At 45.5% G+C, this 13,392-nt stretch carries 15 protein-coding genes and 1 tRNA gene; 7 read left to right on the top strand and 9 right to left on the bottom strand.

Going from position 1 to position 13,392, the window contains the following annotated elements; translation table 11 throughout:
• Window positions 1-8 precede the first annotated feature (8 nt).
• Genes NHB35_RS10045 through NHB35_RS10025 form a run of 5 tightly spaced genes read left to right on the top strand, consistent with a single transcriptional unit; the run spans window position 9 to window position 4,139 of the window.
• Complete coding sequence (locus tag NHB35_RS10045) at window positions 9-1,376, top strand: pitrilysin family protein (protein ID WP_353432221.1); 1,368 nt, start codon at window positions 9-11, stop codon at window positions 1,374-1,376.
• Complete coding sequence (locus tag NHB35_RS10040; RefSeq protein WP_353432220.1) at window positions 1,373-2,710, top strand: pitrilysin family protein; 1,338 nt, start codon at window positions 1,373-1,375, stop codon at window positions 2,708-2,710. Before NHB35_RS10045 ends, NHB35_RS10040 begins: the two co-directional genes overlap by 4 nt.
• A 10-nt stretch (window positions 2,711-2,720) precedes the next feature.
• Window positions 2,721-3,317: a 16S rRNA (guanine(966)-N(2))-methyltransferase RsmD gene (gene rsmD, locus NHB35_RS10035; protein ID WP_353432219.1), complete on the top strand. Its 597-nt coding sequence runs from the start codon at window positions 2,721-2,723 to the stop codon at window positions 3,315-3,317.
• A gap of 36 nt (window positions 3,318-3,353) precedes the next feature.
• Window positions 3,354-3,851: a pantetheine-phosphate adenylyltransferase gene (coaD, locus tag NHB35_RS10030; protein WP_353432217.1), complete on the top strand. Its 498-nt coding sequence runs from the start codon at window positions 3,354-3,356 to the stop codon at window positions 3,849-3,851.
• Window positions 3,852-3,872: 21 nt separating this feature from the next.
• Complete coding sequence (locus NHB35_RS10025) at window positions 3,873-4,139, top strand: YfhL family 4Fe-4S dicluster ferredoxin (RefSeq protein ID WP_353432216.1); 267 nt, start codon at window positions 3,873-3,875, stop codon at window positions 4,137-4,139.
• Window positions 4,140-4,142: 3 nt separating this feature from the next.
• Here the strand turns inward: NHB35_RS10025 and pth are convergent, their stop codons facing one another.
• From pth to NHB35_RS09995, 6 genes are all read right to left on the bottom strand, one after another.
• Window positions 4,143-4,733 carry an aminoacyl-tRNA hydrolase gene (gene pth, locus NHB35_RS10020; RefSeq protein ID WP_353432214.1) on the bottom strand — a complete coding sequence of 197 codons (591 nt, stop codon included), beginning with the start codon at window positions 4,731-4,733 and terminating at the stop codon, window positions 4,143-4,145.
• Between the two features lie 113 nt (window positions 4,734-4,846).
• Window positions 4,847-5,497 (bottom strand): 50S ribosomal protein L25/general stress protein Ctc, encoded by a 651-nt coding sequence (locus NHB35_RS10015; RefSeq protein ID WP_353432213.1) that lies wholly within the window; start codon window positions 5,495-5,497, stop codon window positions 4,847-4,849.
• A gap of 148 nt (window positions 5,498-5,645) precedes the next feature.
• A complete protein-coding gene (locus NHB35_RS10010) occupies window positions 5,646-6,611 on the bottom strand; it encodes a ribose-phosphate pyrophosphokinase (RefSeq protein ID WP_173956498.1) in 966 nt (321 codons plus the stop codon).
• A gap of 54 nt (window positions 6,612-6,665) precedes the next feature.
• Window positions 6,666-6,742 (bottom strand) — tRNA-Gln (locus tag NHB35_RS10005).
• Window positions 6,743-6,747: 5 nt separating this feature from the next.
• On the bottom strand, window positions 6,748-7,632 hold the full coding sequence (ispE, locus tag NHB35_RS10000) for a 4-(cytidine 5'-diphospho)-2-C-methyl-D-erythritol kinase (RefSeq protein WP_353432212.1): 885 nt from the start codon (window positions 7,630-7,632) through the stop codon (window positions 6,748-6,750).
• Entirely contained in the window at window positions 7,625-9,094 is a 1,470-nt protein-coding gene (locus NHB35_RS09995) for a lipoprotein insertase outer membrane protein LolB (protein WP_353432211.1), read from the bottom strand. The genes ispE and NHB35_RS09995 overlap by 8 nt, the downstream gene beginning before the upstream one ends.
• A 35-nt stretch (window positions 9,095-9,129) precedes the next feature.
• Here NHB35_RS09995 and mutM point away from each other — a divergent pair, with 35 nt between their 5' ends.
• Entirely contained in the window at window positions 9,130-9,966 is an 837-nt protein-coding gene (gene mutM, locus NHB35_RS09990; protein ID WP_353432209.1) for a bifunctional DNA-formamidopyrimidine glycosylase/DNA-(apurinic or apyrimidinic site) lyase, read from the top strand.
• Window positions 9,951-11,093, top strand: coding sequence for an A/G-specific adenine glycosylase (gene mutY / locus NHB35_RS09985; protein WP_353432208.1), 1,143 nt, complete (start codon window positions 9,951-9,953; stop codon window positions 11,091-11,093). The genes mutM and mutY overlap by 16 nt, the downstream gene beginning before the upstream one ends.
• On the opposite strand, the gene rapZ is transcribed toward mutY, so the two are convergent.
• The 3 genes from rapZ to NHB35_RS09970 are packed head-to-tail and all read right to left on the bottom strand — an operon-like array spanning window position 11,038 to window position 13,376.
• The gene (gene rapZ, locus NHB35_RS09980) at window positions 11,038-11,928 is read right to left on the bottom strand and encodes an RNase adapter RapZ (protein ID WP_353432207.1); all 891 of its coding nucleotides are present in this window, start codon (window positions 11,926-11,928) and stop codon (window positions 11,038-11,040) included. The two genes, mutY and rapZ, sit on opposite strands and share 56 nt — an antisense overlap.
• A 3-nt stretch (window positions 11,929-11,931) precedes the next feature.
• Entirely contained in the window at window positions 11,932-12,918 is a 987-nt protein-coding gene (gene hprK / locus NHB35_RS09975) for an HPr(Ser) kinase/phosphatase (protein WP_353432206.1), read from the bottom strand.
• Entirely contained in the window at window positions 12,915-13,376 is a 462-nt protein-coding gene (locus NHB35_RS09970; RefSeq protein WP_353432204.1) for a PTS sugar transporter subunit IIA, read from the bottom strand. Before NHB35_RS09970 ends, hprK begins: the two co-directional genes overlap by 4 nt.
• Between the last annotated feature and the right edge of the window lie 16 nt (window positions 13,377-13,392).

Below are 13,392 nucleotides of genomic sequence, written 5' to 3'. Positions count from 1 at the left end.
TTTAGCAGATGCGTTCCAATTTACTCCGAATTTCTTTCCTATTCTTGCTGTTTACTCAATTTTCTTGGGCGGCAGATAAAAATCCATCGGATACACATGAATTTCAACTAAGCAACGGTCTCAAGTTGATTGTGCGCGAAGATCACCGGGCGCCGACTGTTGCGCATATGGTTTGGTATCGTGCGGGCTCTATGGACGAGACAAATGGCAGAACAGGTGTTGCCCATGTTCTTGAGCATATGATGTTTAAAGGGACTGACAAGGTAAAGGCGGGGGAATTCTCGCGTTTGGTTGCTGCAGTTGGTGGGCGTGAGAACGCCTTTACTTCGCGCGACTATACAGCCTATTTTCAACAAGTAGAAAAATCAAAATTAGAAGAGGTGATCAAGTTAGAGGCTGATCGCATGTCTAACTTAAATTTTGACGATGCTGAATTCCTAAAAGAAATCCAAGTAGTGATGGAAGAGCGTCGCCTAAGAACAGAAGATAATCCGAGTAGTTTGCTAAACGAAGCCCTAATGGCAACTGCATTTATGAGTTCTCCTTATCGTCATCCAGTTATTGGCTGGATGAATGATTTACAAAACATGACAGCTTCAGATGCGCGCGATTGGTATCGTAGTTGGTATAAGCCAAATAATGCGACTGTAGTCATTGCTGGTGATGTGGATGTTCAGCAGGTGTTGGCGATCGTAGAAAAATATTACGGCGCTGTATCTGCCAAAGAACTTCCTGTTCGTAAACCACAAATTGAGCCAGTACAGAGAGGGATGAAGCAAGTCCAAGTAAAGGCTCCGGCGGATAGCGCTCAGTTCACTATGGCCTGGAAGGTTCCTCGACTTGAGCCAGGCAAGCTTGATGAGCCAGATTCATATGCGCTTGAGTTATTAACAGCGGTCTTGGACGGTTATGACAATGCGCGCCTCAATCGAAGCTTAGTAAAGCAAGAAAAAGTAGTGAATGATATTGGTGTTGGATATGACATGATTTCTCGAGGTCCAGCGTTATTTGTGATTAGCGCCACCCTTGCTAAGGGAAAGACAATAGAGCAAGCGCAATCGAGCATTCGCAAAGCACTTAATGAGATTAAGAAAAACGGTATTTTAGAGTCTGAGCTCAAGCGTATTAAAGTTCGGATTCTTTCTGATCAAATTTATAAGCGCGATTCTATTTTTGGTCAGGCAATGGAAATTGGTGGGACAGAAATGGCTGGATTTTCTTGGAGAGAAATCGATTCTATGTTGGAACGAATGCAATCGATTACTCCTGAGCAGGTGCAAGCCGTCGCTAAAAAATACTTAGTGGATGATCAATTAACAATTGCCATATTAGATCCACAGGCTCGTAAATCAGGCGATAAAGTGGGCAAGCCATGAGACTCCTTCAGCAAATATCTATTCTTTTTTTATCAATTTTCGGCTTGCTGACTAATGCTTGTGCGACTTTGCCTATTGAAAAATTAGAGTCTTTCCAAGGTGCAAAAGCGTATCTTGTGCAAACCAAGTTTTTACCGATGGTGGATATTGAGGTCAGTATTGACGCTGGTGATCGCTACGATCCTGCGGGCAAAAGTGGTCTGGCGGATTTAACCGCTGGCCTAATGACCTATGGCGCTCGAGGTGAAAAAGGCCCTTTAAGTGAAGCGCAAATTGCTGATGAGATTGCTGATCTTGGGGCGAATATTAGCTTCTCAGTCAGTGGCGAACGTGCCATTTTGCGTATTCGTAGTTTGAGCAGAAAAGACTTACGTGATCGAGCAGTCCAGCTTGCCGCCGCTATGTTGAGTGCACCAACTTACGATGCCAATATAGTTGCTCGTGAAAAGCAGCGCACCATTACAAGCTTGCTTGAGGCGGAGACAAAGCCAGAATATGTCTTGGAACGTCGCTTTAAGTCTATGGTTTACGGTAAGTATCCTTTAGCAGAGAGCCCATCGGTTAAATCGGTTTCTTCAATCACTTCTGCTGAGCTCGCGCAGTTTCATAAGCGCTTTTATCGAGGCGATCGCATGATCGTCAATATTGTTGGGGATGTTAATCAGGCGCAAGCAAATGAGATTGTGCAAGGTTTATTAAAGAGGGTTCCTCAATCTGGCGCAGTTATTCCTGCGCTCCCGCAATTGCAGCGCTCTCCTGTAGAGCCATTAGCTGAGCGTCAGGTCACTATTCCATTTGATTCTCAACAGGCTCACATCGCCATGGGAATGACTGCTGTTACGCGTAGTAACCCAGATTACTTTCCTCTATTGGTAGGTAATTACATTTTGGGGGGCGGAGGTTTTGTATCACGATTGATGGCGGAGGTACGTGAGAAGCGTGGTTTAGCCTATAGCGTCTTTAGCTATTTTTCTCCTGGAAAAGATGTTGGCATTTTTCAGGCGGGCTTGCAGACTAAGAGTGATCAGGGGTCTATGGCTCTTGAGGTCATGACCGAGACGATTGCAAATTTCATCACCAAGGGCCCAACGGATTCTGAGTTAGTTGCTGCTAAAGCAAATTTAGTCAATGGTTATCCATTACGAATAGACAACAATCGAAAATTATTGGACAACGTTTCTTCGATTGTTTGGAATGATCTACCTTTGGATACGATGGAGGTCTGGACCAGGCAGGTAGAAGCAGTTACCTTAGATCAAGTGACTGCAGCCTTTCAAAAATATCTCGCTATGGATCGGATGAAGATTGTTTTGTTGGGAGCACAAAATAAATAAACCGAAATCCTTGAAGAGCGAGCTGCCAAAGAAGGTGCGGATTATTGGCGGTAACTGGAGAAGTCGCTTGCTCACCGTAATAGACTTGCCGGGTTTGCGCCCAACAACCGATCGTATTCGTGAAACTGTATTTAATTGGTTAGGGCAGGATCTAACAGGCTTGAGATGCTTAGATTTATTTGCGGGTACAGGCTCTCTAGGTTTTGAGGCTGCATCTCGTGGTGCAAGTGCGGTTACTCTTTTTGAGAAAGATAAAAAAGCACACGCCAATTTATTGAAAAATTTTGATTTACTGAAGTCATCTCCAGCAACAGGTTCGGTAGAAATCATGCAAGGCGATAGCTTGGAATTTCTCAAAGGGCAACCCGATAAATCTGTCAACTTGATCTTTATTGATCCCCCCTTTCAGGATTCGGACTTATTGAATCGCGCAGTGCACGAAGCTGCCAGAGTATGTGATGACACTATGGGGGGCGGAATTTATGTGGAATTTCCTGCAAATCGTTCGCGTGAAGAAGTGGAGTCCCTATTGCCCTCTTGGCATTGTGGAAAGTACTTAGAGGCTGGACAGGTAAAAGCCTGCCTATTTCGGAGTGGAAGAGGCTAAACTCTTGCGTGTAGCCGATAAAGCCTTAGGAGATGTATGACTGTAGCTGTATACCCAGGAACGTTTGATCCCTTAACTCGTGGTCACGAGGATTTGGTGCGTCGCGCATCTAATATTTTTGATCAGCTCATCGTTGGTGTTGCTTCAAGTCGAAGCAAGCACCCATTCTTTACTCTCGAAGAGCGTATCGATATCGCCAGAGAAGTTCTAGGGCATTACCCAAACGTGAAGGTCGTTGGCTTTGATGGCTTGTTAAAAGATTTCGCGCGTGAGCACAATGCACGAGTGATTGTGCGTGGTTTACGCGCAGTGTCCGATTTTGAGTATGAGTTTCAAATGGCAGGTATGAACCGTTACTTGTTGCCTGATGTAGAGACATTATTCTTGACCCCATCTGACCAGTATCAATTTATCTCAGGAACCTTCGTTCGTGAGATTGCTTCAATGGGCGGCGATGTTAGTAAGTTTGTTTTCCCTTCCGTGGAGAAGTGGTTAGTGAAGAAGATTGAGTCTTCACAGCAAAAAACAAAATAAGTCAGATTGGTATAAGTAAGTATGGCTCTAATGATCACTGACGAATGCATCAATTGCGATGTATGTGAGCCAGAATGCCCCAATGATGCAATCTACATGGGACTAGAGATCTATGAGATTGATCCCAATAAGTGCACTGAGTGCGTAGGTCATTACGATGCACCTCAATGTCGTCAAGTCTGCCCAGTTGACTGCATTCCATTTAATCCAGAACACAAAGAAACCCAAGAGCAGTTAATGGTGAAATTCAGGCTGTTAACTGCTAATAAAAAAGCGAGCCAAAGCTAGTATCTAGCCTTTAGAGTGAAGCTCCATCATGGCGGTTTGGGGATCGCCCTTCAAAAACAGCGGCAATATTTGTAAACCATTTTCAATGCTCGCATCAATGAGTTTTTGTTCGGCTAGTTGAGGTCTGCGCAGAACATAGTCAGCTACATCCATTGGGTGCCCATCGCCAGCCAAATCTCGTGGATGACCTATACCCAGACGTAAACGCCAATATTGAGGGGTCCCAAGGTGTGCCTGGATATCTTTAAGGCCATTATGGCCGCCAGTGCCACCACCTAGTTTTAATCGAGCGGTTCCAGGCTTTAAATCAAGCTCATCCTGAATCACCAAAATATCTTCAGCATTGATTTTATGAAAACGGCACAAAGCGCCAACCGCTTGCCCACTCAAATTCATATACGTGGTCGGCTTTAGAAGATAAAGCTCTTCCCCTTCCCATTTTGCTTTAGCCACTTTTCCATGAAAGCGTTTTTCAGTTTCAAAGCGGGCATTTAATTGTTTTGCGAGGGCGTCGACAAACCAAAAGCCGGCGTTGTGCCGATCTTCTTCGTGTTCATCGCCAGGATTGCCAAGGCCAACAATTAATTTGCTCATGGTGGGAGTTTAAAGATATAAAATAGTTTCGACAAAAAAATCCAAGCAAAAGATTACTCAAAAAATAAAGCCCGCTTGCGCGGGCTTTGGATGCATTGGTAAATCTTAATAAATTAAGCTTTGTCCTTGGCATCAGCAGCAGGCGCGGCTGCTGGAGCTGCGGCAGCTGCTGGAGCAGCTTCTTCAGTCTCAGCGGCTTTAACGGCTGGAATACGTGCGTTTGCGATCACTGGGTTTTCTTGCTCAACGTGCAATACCAATGAAACGCCTTTTGGCAAAGTAATGTCTTTCGCATGAATTGAGTGACCTACTTCAATCTTGCTTAAGTCCACTTCAATGAATTCTGGCAAGTCTGCTGGTAAGCAAGAAACTTCGATGTCATTGAGGATGTGGCTTACAACAGCGCCTTGCAATTTCACAGCAGCTGAAGTTTCAGCGTTAGTGAAGTGCAATGGAACGCGCATGTGAACTTTCTCAGTCGCGGAAACGCGCTGGAAGTCAATATGCAAAACCAATGGCTTAAATGGATGCATTTGGTAATCACGCAACAACACCTTTTGTGTTTTGCCAGAAATTTCCAAATCCAGGATAGATGAGTGAAATGCTTCTTTGCGGAGAGCATGGAATAAAGCGTTGTGATCTAACTCGATAACCAAGGCTGGTTCTTTGCTTCCGTAAACGATTCCTGGAGTTTTTCCAGAATTGCGCAGACGGCGGCTCGCACCCGTTCCCTGTACGCTTCTTTCAAAGGCGACAACTTTCATATTAAATTCCCTTTTTGAGGTTAATTTCCGTTCGCGACCAAACGGAAAAGCCATAAATTATATCGTGGGAACGATGTTTTTCACCTATAAACGGTAAAAAAACACCCAGAAACAGTCCAAAAGGGGGTTAAAACAGCGTTTTTTTGGCTTATTCGGCGAACATAGACATGACTGAGTCACCCTTGCTGATGCGGGACAGGGTCTCGGCAAGCAATGGGGCTACAGACAATTGGCGAATTTTGCTGACTTTTGAGGCCTCTGCTGTCAGAGGGATGGTGTCAGTTACCACTAGCTCATCCAACTCGGAGGCAGCGATACGCGCTACCGCACCACCAGATAAAACTGCATGAGTACAGTAAGCAGTTACGCCCTTAGCGCCGCGTTCTTTGAGCGCTTCGGCCGCTTTGCAAAGTGTGCCACCTGTATCGATGATGTCATCCATGATTACGCAGTGACGCCCCTCTACTTCACCGATTAAATGCATTACTTCAGAAACGTTTGCTTTAGGACGACGCTTATCAATAATCGCTAAATCAGTGCCTAGTTGTTTTGCCATGGCGCGAGCGCGAACAACGCCGCCAATGTCAGGGGATACAACAATCAAATCCTTATGTGTTTTTTGCGCTTGCAAGTCTGCTAATAAAACAGGCGAGGCGTAGATGTTATCTACAGGAATATCAAAGAAGCCCTGAATTTGGTCGGCGTGCAAGTCCATAGTGAGCACGCGCTCAATACCTGCAACAGACTGAAGCATATTCGCTACGATGCGGGCGGAGATTGCCACGCGAGCCGAGCGAGGGCGGCGGTCTTGGCGGGCATATCCAAAATAGGGAATGACAGCGGTAATGCGACTTGCAGATGCGCGCTTTAGCGCATCAATCATGATCATGAGCTCCATTAAGCTGTCGTTTGTTGGGGCACAGGTTGATTGAATAACCACGACATTTTTGCCGCGTACGTTTTCTTGAATCTCAACCTGAATTTCACCGTCAGAAAAACGGCCAACAAAAGCTTTGCCCAGTGGTAACTTTAGTTCTTTGGCTACGGCCTGCGCCAAAATCGGATTTGCGTTGCCTGTAAATAAAGTCAATAAATCTGAGCTGGTGGAGGACATAGTTATAGAGATTTTGTAGGGTCAAAAGGTTATCTTTGTCATTTCTACAGTATTTGGCAGGGGAAGAAGGATTCGAACCTTCGCATGCTGGAATCAAAATCCAGTGCCTTAACCAGCTTGGCGATTCCCCTACAGCTCAATCTGAAGAAATCAAATTGTAAGCGGGATTTTTGTTTAGCCCCCGAACAACCCGACCTTTCCACCCTTTAGGAAGATTTTGTAGAAGATTTTCCAGTCTTTCGCGCTCAATCTTAGGGTCTAAGATGGCAAAAACGCTACTTCCGGAGCCTGACATACGGGGCTCAGAACCCGGTATTGCCTGACTAATCCAATTCAAAGCATGCTTCACTTCAGGACATATCCGCATCGCTACTGCCTGGCAATCATTCGAAAGATTGGACCATGGCGATGCAAGAAAGCCATCTATTGTAATCTGACCGTGATCTCTGGTCAATTGAGGGTCTTGGAAGATGCGAATAGTTGGGATGCCTTGATTGGGAAAGATCACCAAAAAATCGCGCTGATCTAGGCTGATTTCTTGTAATTGCTCCCCGATACCTTCTACAAAAGCATTTTTGCCAAAAATAAAGAAAGGAACGTCAGCCCCAAGTTGGAGACCAAGTTTGCAGAGTGTATTGGTATCGAGGCCAAGCCCCCAGAGTTTATTTAAGCCAATTAAGGTAGTGGCTGCATCGGATGACCCTCCGCCTAAACCAGCGCCCATTGGAATTTCTTTTTTGAGGTGAATTTCTACCCCAGCCTTGATTTGACAAAAATCTTTCAAGAGCGCGGCTGCACGCACTACAAGATCATGCTCTGGCAGAACACCTGGGATTGGATTTGCATGACGAATTTCATTTTCTGAAATTTGCTTGAGCGTAATCGTGTCGCACCAATCGATTAGCTGAAAAGCTGATTGCAGTAGGTGGTATCCATCAGGTCTGCGGCCCACAATATGTAAAAACAGATTGATCTTGGCAGGTGATTCCAGTACTAGCTCGCTGTGAATGGCATCACTCATTTGCTTGATCAAAAACAAGACGAATATCAATCGATCCGATGTTTGAGCTTCTGGTCATCGTTAACTTATCGAGACGGTTCAAATCGCTCCAGGTGTAGCGTAAATTCCATCCATCTTGACGAATTTCGCTTACCTGCCCCTTGTTATTTCTCTCTATGCTAGCTTCGCTACCTGGACGAGTTTCTCCCCTTAGCCAATTCGATAAACCTCTTGCTGGCAAGGGAAGCCCTAAAGTGTTTTGCACCAGAGTATCGGCGTCAATCGCGCTAGTGATTTGACCATCTCGTTCTAGGGTGGCTTCTCCTGGAGTAATCGTAATTTTTGCAATTGCTCCACCGACAGGGTTGCGAATCTCAAGAGTATCTTTGAGATTGTCTTGAACTAAGGTAAAGCCACCAGAACCCCCTTGATTTTGGGCCTCAGTTAGGCCCGTAACCTTCACGGCAAAACGTCCATCCCATGAGCCCTTTAGGGCTTGAGTTGGGCTTAACCAGTCAGGCTTTAAGCGTTTTAAAGTTTCTTGAAGAGTAGTGTTATTGGCGTCTAATTTTTGACCCTCTTGCCACATGGCTTCTGCTTCAGTTTTTCGTCCCATGGACCATAAAACTTCACCAGTATGTGCGGCTATATCTGCTTCGGGCTTCATCCGAAATGCTTGCTGTAATTGTTCTAGTGCAAGCTCATTTTTGCCAAGACGGAAATTTACCCAACCTAAACTATCTAGGATAAAAGCATCTTGAGGGGAGAGTTGATGCGCTTTACTAATAAGTGCAAATGCTTCCTGTAATTTAGTATTGCGATCAGCAAGAGAGTAGCCAAGGGCATTAAGAGCATTCACATCATTGGGGCTCTTGCGCAAAATTTCTCGCAAAGTTTTTTCCATGACATCAACCCGACCAACTTTCTCGGCTGACATGGCATAGGTATAAAGCAAACTTAAATTCTTGGGACTTAGTTTTGCATTCGAAGCGATCTCATAAAAAGCGCGCAAAGCTTCAGACTCATTCTTGGCTTTGCCTAGCAATGCTTGTAGTTGCACAAGCGTGTTTTCTTGCTGAGCAGGTGTTTGTTGGCGTAGCAAGGAAACCGCCGGTTTCACCGCATCGGACCAGCGATTATTCAGAATCAGAAGGGTGATAAATACTTCTTTGGGTTTGGTATCGGAAGCGGGCGCTAGGCTATCCCAAACCTTGGCGGCTTGTAAAGCAAGCTCAGGCGAACCACCTGCAATGCCAATCTCCATCGCTCGCTGAGCGAGGCGAGGATCTTTATATTGCCGAGCCATTTCCATATAGGTGTTATAGGCTAGGCCTGCCTCACCCCGTTGCAATGCTATCTCAGAGGCTAAAACTTCAAAGACTGCTTGCCCTGTTGGCGCTTCATCCGTTTGAGCTCGAGCTGAGCCGATTAGCAAAGCTCCGCCAGTCAGGATCACCAGGGAGAAAAATGATAATTTGCTCATAAGCACATTCTAATCTGCGAATCTACAATTCATTTATGCCAGAACTTCCAGAAGTAGAAGTCACCAGATTGGGTATTGCCCCGCATCTTCAGGGACAAGCCGTTTCCGCCGTCCAGATATTGGATGGGCGTTTACGTTGGCCCGTCCCTAAAAATCTATCCAAGCTATTGCTTGGGCAAAAGGTGAAGGATATTCAGAGAAGAGGAAAGTACCTATTAATTGAGTTTGCCACTGGCCATTTATTGATTCACTTAGGTATGACGGGAACTTTAAGAGTACTTCCTCTTAAAGAGCCTTTGAAACCCCATGATCGTGTGATTTTGGAGTTTGGGCGTTTGAGCTTACGCCTACATGACCCAAGAAAATTCGGAGCGGTTTTATGGCATCCGGTATCAAAAGGGCCTATAGAGAAAAATCTGCTCTTGCAAAAACTAGGCGTTGAGCCTTTTTCTCAAGAGTTTGAGGGTGAGCTTGGCGCAGAGTTACTGTACCAATCTTCTCGAAATCATAGTGTCGCTGTAAAGCAATTTTTATTGGCAGGACAAGTGGTTGTTGGCGTCGGCAATATTTACTGTTCTGAAAGTTTGTTCAAGGCAGGAATTCATCCAGCAAAACCAGCGGGTAAATTAACGCGCCCTCAGTGCTCTCGATTGGCTGAAGCAGTTAGATTCATTTTGAAAAAAGCAATTGCCGCAGGTGGCAGTAGCCTGAAAGATTTTGTGAATAGCGATGGCGATCCTGGCCATTTCATGGTGCAAACCAAAGTCTATGATCGCAAAGATCAGCCATGCAAAGTGTGCAAAACACCGATTAAACAAATCGTGCAAGGGCAACGATCTACCTACTTCTGCCCTACATGTCAAAAACGTTAGTTGATCTTTTTTCGCAGAAGTTAATTACTTGGCATTCTCGTTATGGCCGATCTGGTTTGCCGTGGCAAGGCATTCGAGACCCCTACGCTGTCTGGGTCTCAGAAATCATGCTACAGCAAACACAAGTGGCTACCGTATTAGAGCGTTACCCTCGTTTTATGAAACGTTTTCCAACAGTAAAAAAACTAGCTGCTGCGCATATAGATGAAGTGCTAGCGGAGTGGGCTGGCTTGGGGTATTACTCTCGCGCGCGAAATTTACATGCGTGTGCGCAGCAAGTAGTTAATGAGTTCAATGGAAAGTTTCCAAGTGATCCTGCTTTACTTGAAAAATTAAAGGGAATTGGTCTATCAACGGCAGGGGCTATTGCGGCATTTGCTTTTCATGTAAGAGCGCCAATTCTGGATGCTAACGTTAAACGAATATTGGCTCGTTTATTTGCAGTAGAAGGCGCATTACAAAATAAGCTTGTTAACGATGGCTTGTGGAATTTGGCAGATAAGTTATTGCCAAAGAAGCCTTCAGATATGCCTGTCTACACTCAGGCCTTAATGGATTTTGGTGCTACTTGGTGTACCTCTCGTAAGCCAGTTTGTCTTGGTAATGAGCAAAAGTGCCCCTTTGAAAAAGATTGCCAAGCGAATCTCAGCAATCAAGTACTCTCATTTCCACACAAGACAGTGAAAGCAAAGTCACCTGAGTTTGATTGCGATATGCTGCTGATTCGGTCCGGCAATTCCATCCTGTTACAAAAGCGTCCGAGCAAAGCCATTTGGGGCGGCTTATGGTCCTTGCCAGAATCAGCTTGGGTTGTAAAGTCTGATAAAAAAAGAAAACTACCAGCGTTCAAAAATATATTTGAAGAGGCTTTGCCAAATGAAAACATAGCCTCATGGCAGAAGGCTTGTAAAGGTACAACTCTAGGCCCTCAGATTAAACATGTCTTTACCCATAGACGATTGTGGATGCAGATTTGGGAGGTAGCTGCTTCTCGAAGTTTGGAGCCAAAAGGTGAAGACTTACGATGGGTGCCCATCAGGCAGTTGGGCCGCTATGGTTTGCCACAGCCTATTAAGATTTTGTTGCAGGGATTGAGTCTAGTTCTCGATGACGATCTAAAAAATTAAGCTGCAAATCGATCAGATCTTTTTTGGCTCGGAAATGTTCGCTAATACGGTTGACTAAATAGACTGAGCGGTGCTGCCCACCAGTGCAACCTATGGCAACTGTTAAGTAGCTACGTCCATCCGCGATGTAATGGGGCAACCATTTCTCAATAAATTGGGTAATGTCACTTTCCATGCTCACAACCTCAGCAATTTTCTCTAAAAACTCCTTAACGGGTTTGTCGTTACCTGTAAGTGGTCTGAGCACTTTGTCATAGTGAGGATTGGGGAGGCAGCGTACATCAAAAACAAGGTCTGCTTCACTGGGGACACCTTTTTTAAAACCAAAGGATTCAAAAATAACGGTGAGTCCAACAGGTTTATCTTTCAGGAGGTCTTGAATCCAAGAGCGCAGGGCGTGAGCAGGAAGATTGCTGGTATCGATACTGTGGGCTTGCGCACGTAGGGGCTCAAGTAGATTCCGTTCTTTATCAATTGCCTCAATTAAAGTGGCTGATTGTGATTGTTCGGCATCGCTTGATAAAGGATGTCGACGCCGTGTTTCTGAAAATCGCTGTACCAAGGTGTTGGTATCAGCATTTAAAAATACAACCCTGACTTGATGCTTGCGCTTTAGGGTGTCAAGAATTGAGGGGAGTTCGGCAATAGATTGACCACGGCGCGCATCGATCGCTACAGCAACTCGTTCACTATTTTCTCGTGCTAGGGTGTCAATCAGATTTTCCAATAAAGATACAGGAAGGTTATCGACACAATCGTATCCAGCATCCTCGAATGCCCTCAGGGCAACTGATTTACCTGAGCCTGAGATTCCGGTAATCAGATTGATTTGCATGACTTACAGCAGGCGTCCTTGGGACTTTGTCGAATCTGCCTCAGCATTCATTTGAATACGCTGGCGTTCAATAAATTCTTTTAGGGTATCAATACCGCGCAGTTGCAAAATCGTATTGCGTACTGCTGCTTCAACAAGGACGGCTAAGTTTCGACCTGCTGCCACTTGGATTTTTACGGTACGAATGGGCACGCCCAAGACATCAACGTGTTGATCTTCCAGTGGAAGCCGCTCAAATTCACCATCAGTTCTGCGAACGAGTTGAACAATGAGGCGAAGCTTTAATTTGCGGCGTACCGCAGTTTCACCAAAGATAGTACGAATATCGAGTAAGCCCAGACCACGAACTTCTAGTAGATTTCTGAGAATGATTGGGCAGCGGCCCTCAATGTAATCTGGGCCAAGTCGTGCAAAATCAACCGCATCATCAGCAACAAGACCATGGCCGCGTGAAATCAGCTCAAGGCCTAATTCACTTTTACCTAAACCAGATTCACCAGTAAGCAAGACGCCCAATCCCAGAATGTCCATGAAGACGCCATGCATCGTGATTTGTGGGGCGCCGATTTTGGTGAGATAGGTGCGCAGATGGTCAATCACCTCTGCTGCAGAAATTTGCGTTGTAAATAATGGTGTTGAAGATCGCTGGCAGAACAGTTGTAGATCTGGATCAGCAGTCTTGCCATCAGCCACAATCACACAAGGCGGTGTTTTTGAAATCAGGCTCGCAATTTGCTCCTGTTTTTGTTTGGGCTCCAAGGCTGCGTGGTAATCAACTTCTTGTTCGCCAAAAATTTGTATACGGCTTGGATGAATAAGATTTAAGTGACCTACAAGGTCAGAGCTGGCGGCCGCTGCCTTGACTGCTTCAGGCGGAAAGGTTCGATCGGCACCCTCAAGGCCGCCGATCCAAGATAGCTTGAGATCGGAGACATTGTCATCAAAAATCTGCTGAGCAGTTACTCCATCTAGGAGTAATGGCTGTGTCATTTTGTATTACCCCAATGCTGCAACAGCTCACAAACTTTTGTTGTATCGGTAGAGGTGTTCAATATTTCACGAACATCCGCATCTGATAACAGTTGCGCAATCGAGGAGAGAATTTCTAGGTGTTGCTGTGTTGCCTTCTCAGGCACCAATAGGAATATGAGGGTTTTGACAGGCTCGCCATCGGGTGCGGCAAATTCAATTGGGTCTTTGAGGCGAATAAGCGCAGCTGCCGGTTGCTTTAATCCTTTTACTCGACCGTGCGGTATGGCGACTCCTGCTCCAAGGGCGGTTGAGCCCAATTCTTCACGAGCGTTTAAGAACTCGATGACTGAGCTTGCTTCGATACCAACTTGCTTGGCAAATAGTGCTCCAGCGGCTGCAAACGCATCAGCCCTGTTTTTAGCAGGATTGTCTAATGCGATGCAGTCGTGGGTGAAAAGATTAGTCAGGGCATTCATTGGAAATGATTATAGG

Origin of the sequence: Polynucleobacter sp. MWH-UH23A (genome assembly GCF_040409805.1) — a bacterium.
In the GTDB taxonomy this organism is placed as follows: domain Bacteria; phylum Pseudomonadota; class Gammaproteobacteria; order Burkholderiales; family Burkholderiaceae; genus Polynucleobacter.
Note: the sequence above shows the minus strand (reverse complement) of the source record. Positions and strands in the feature narration are given on the sequence as shown.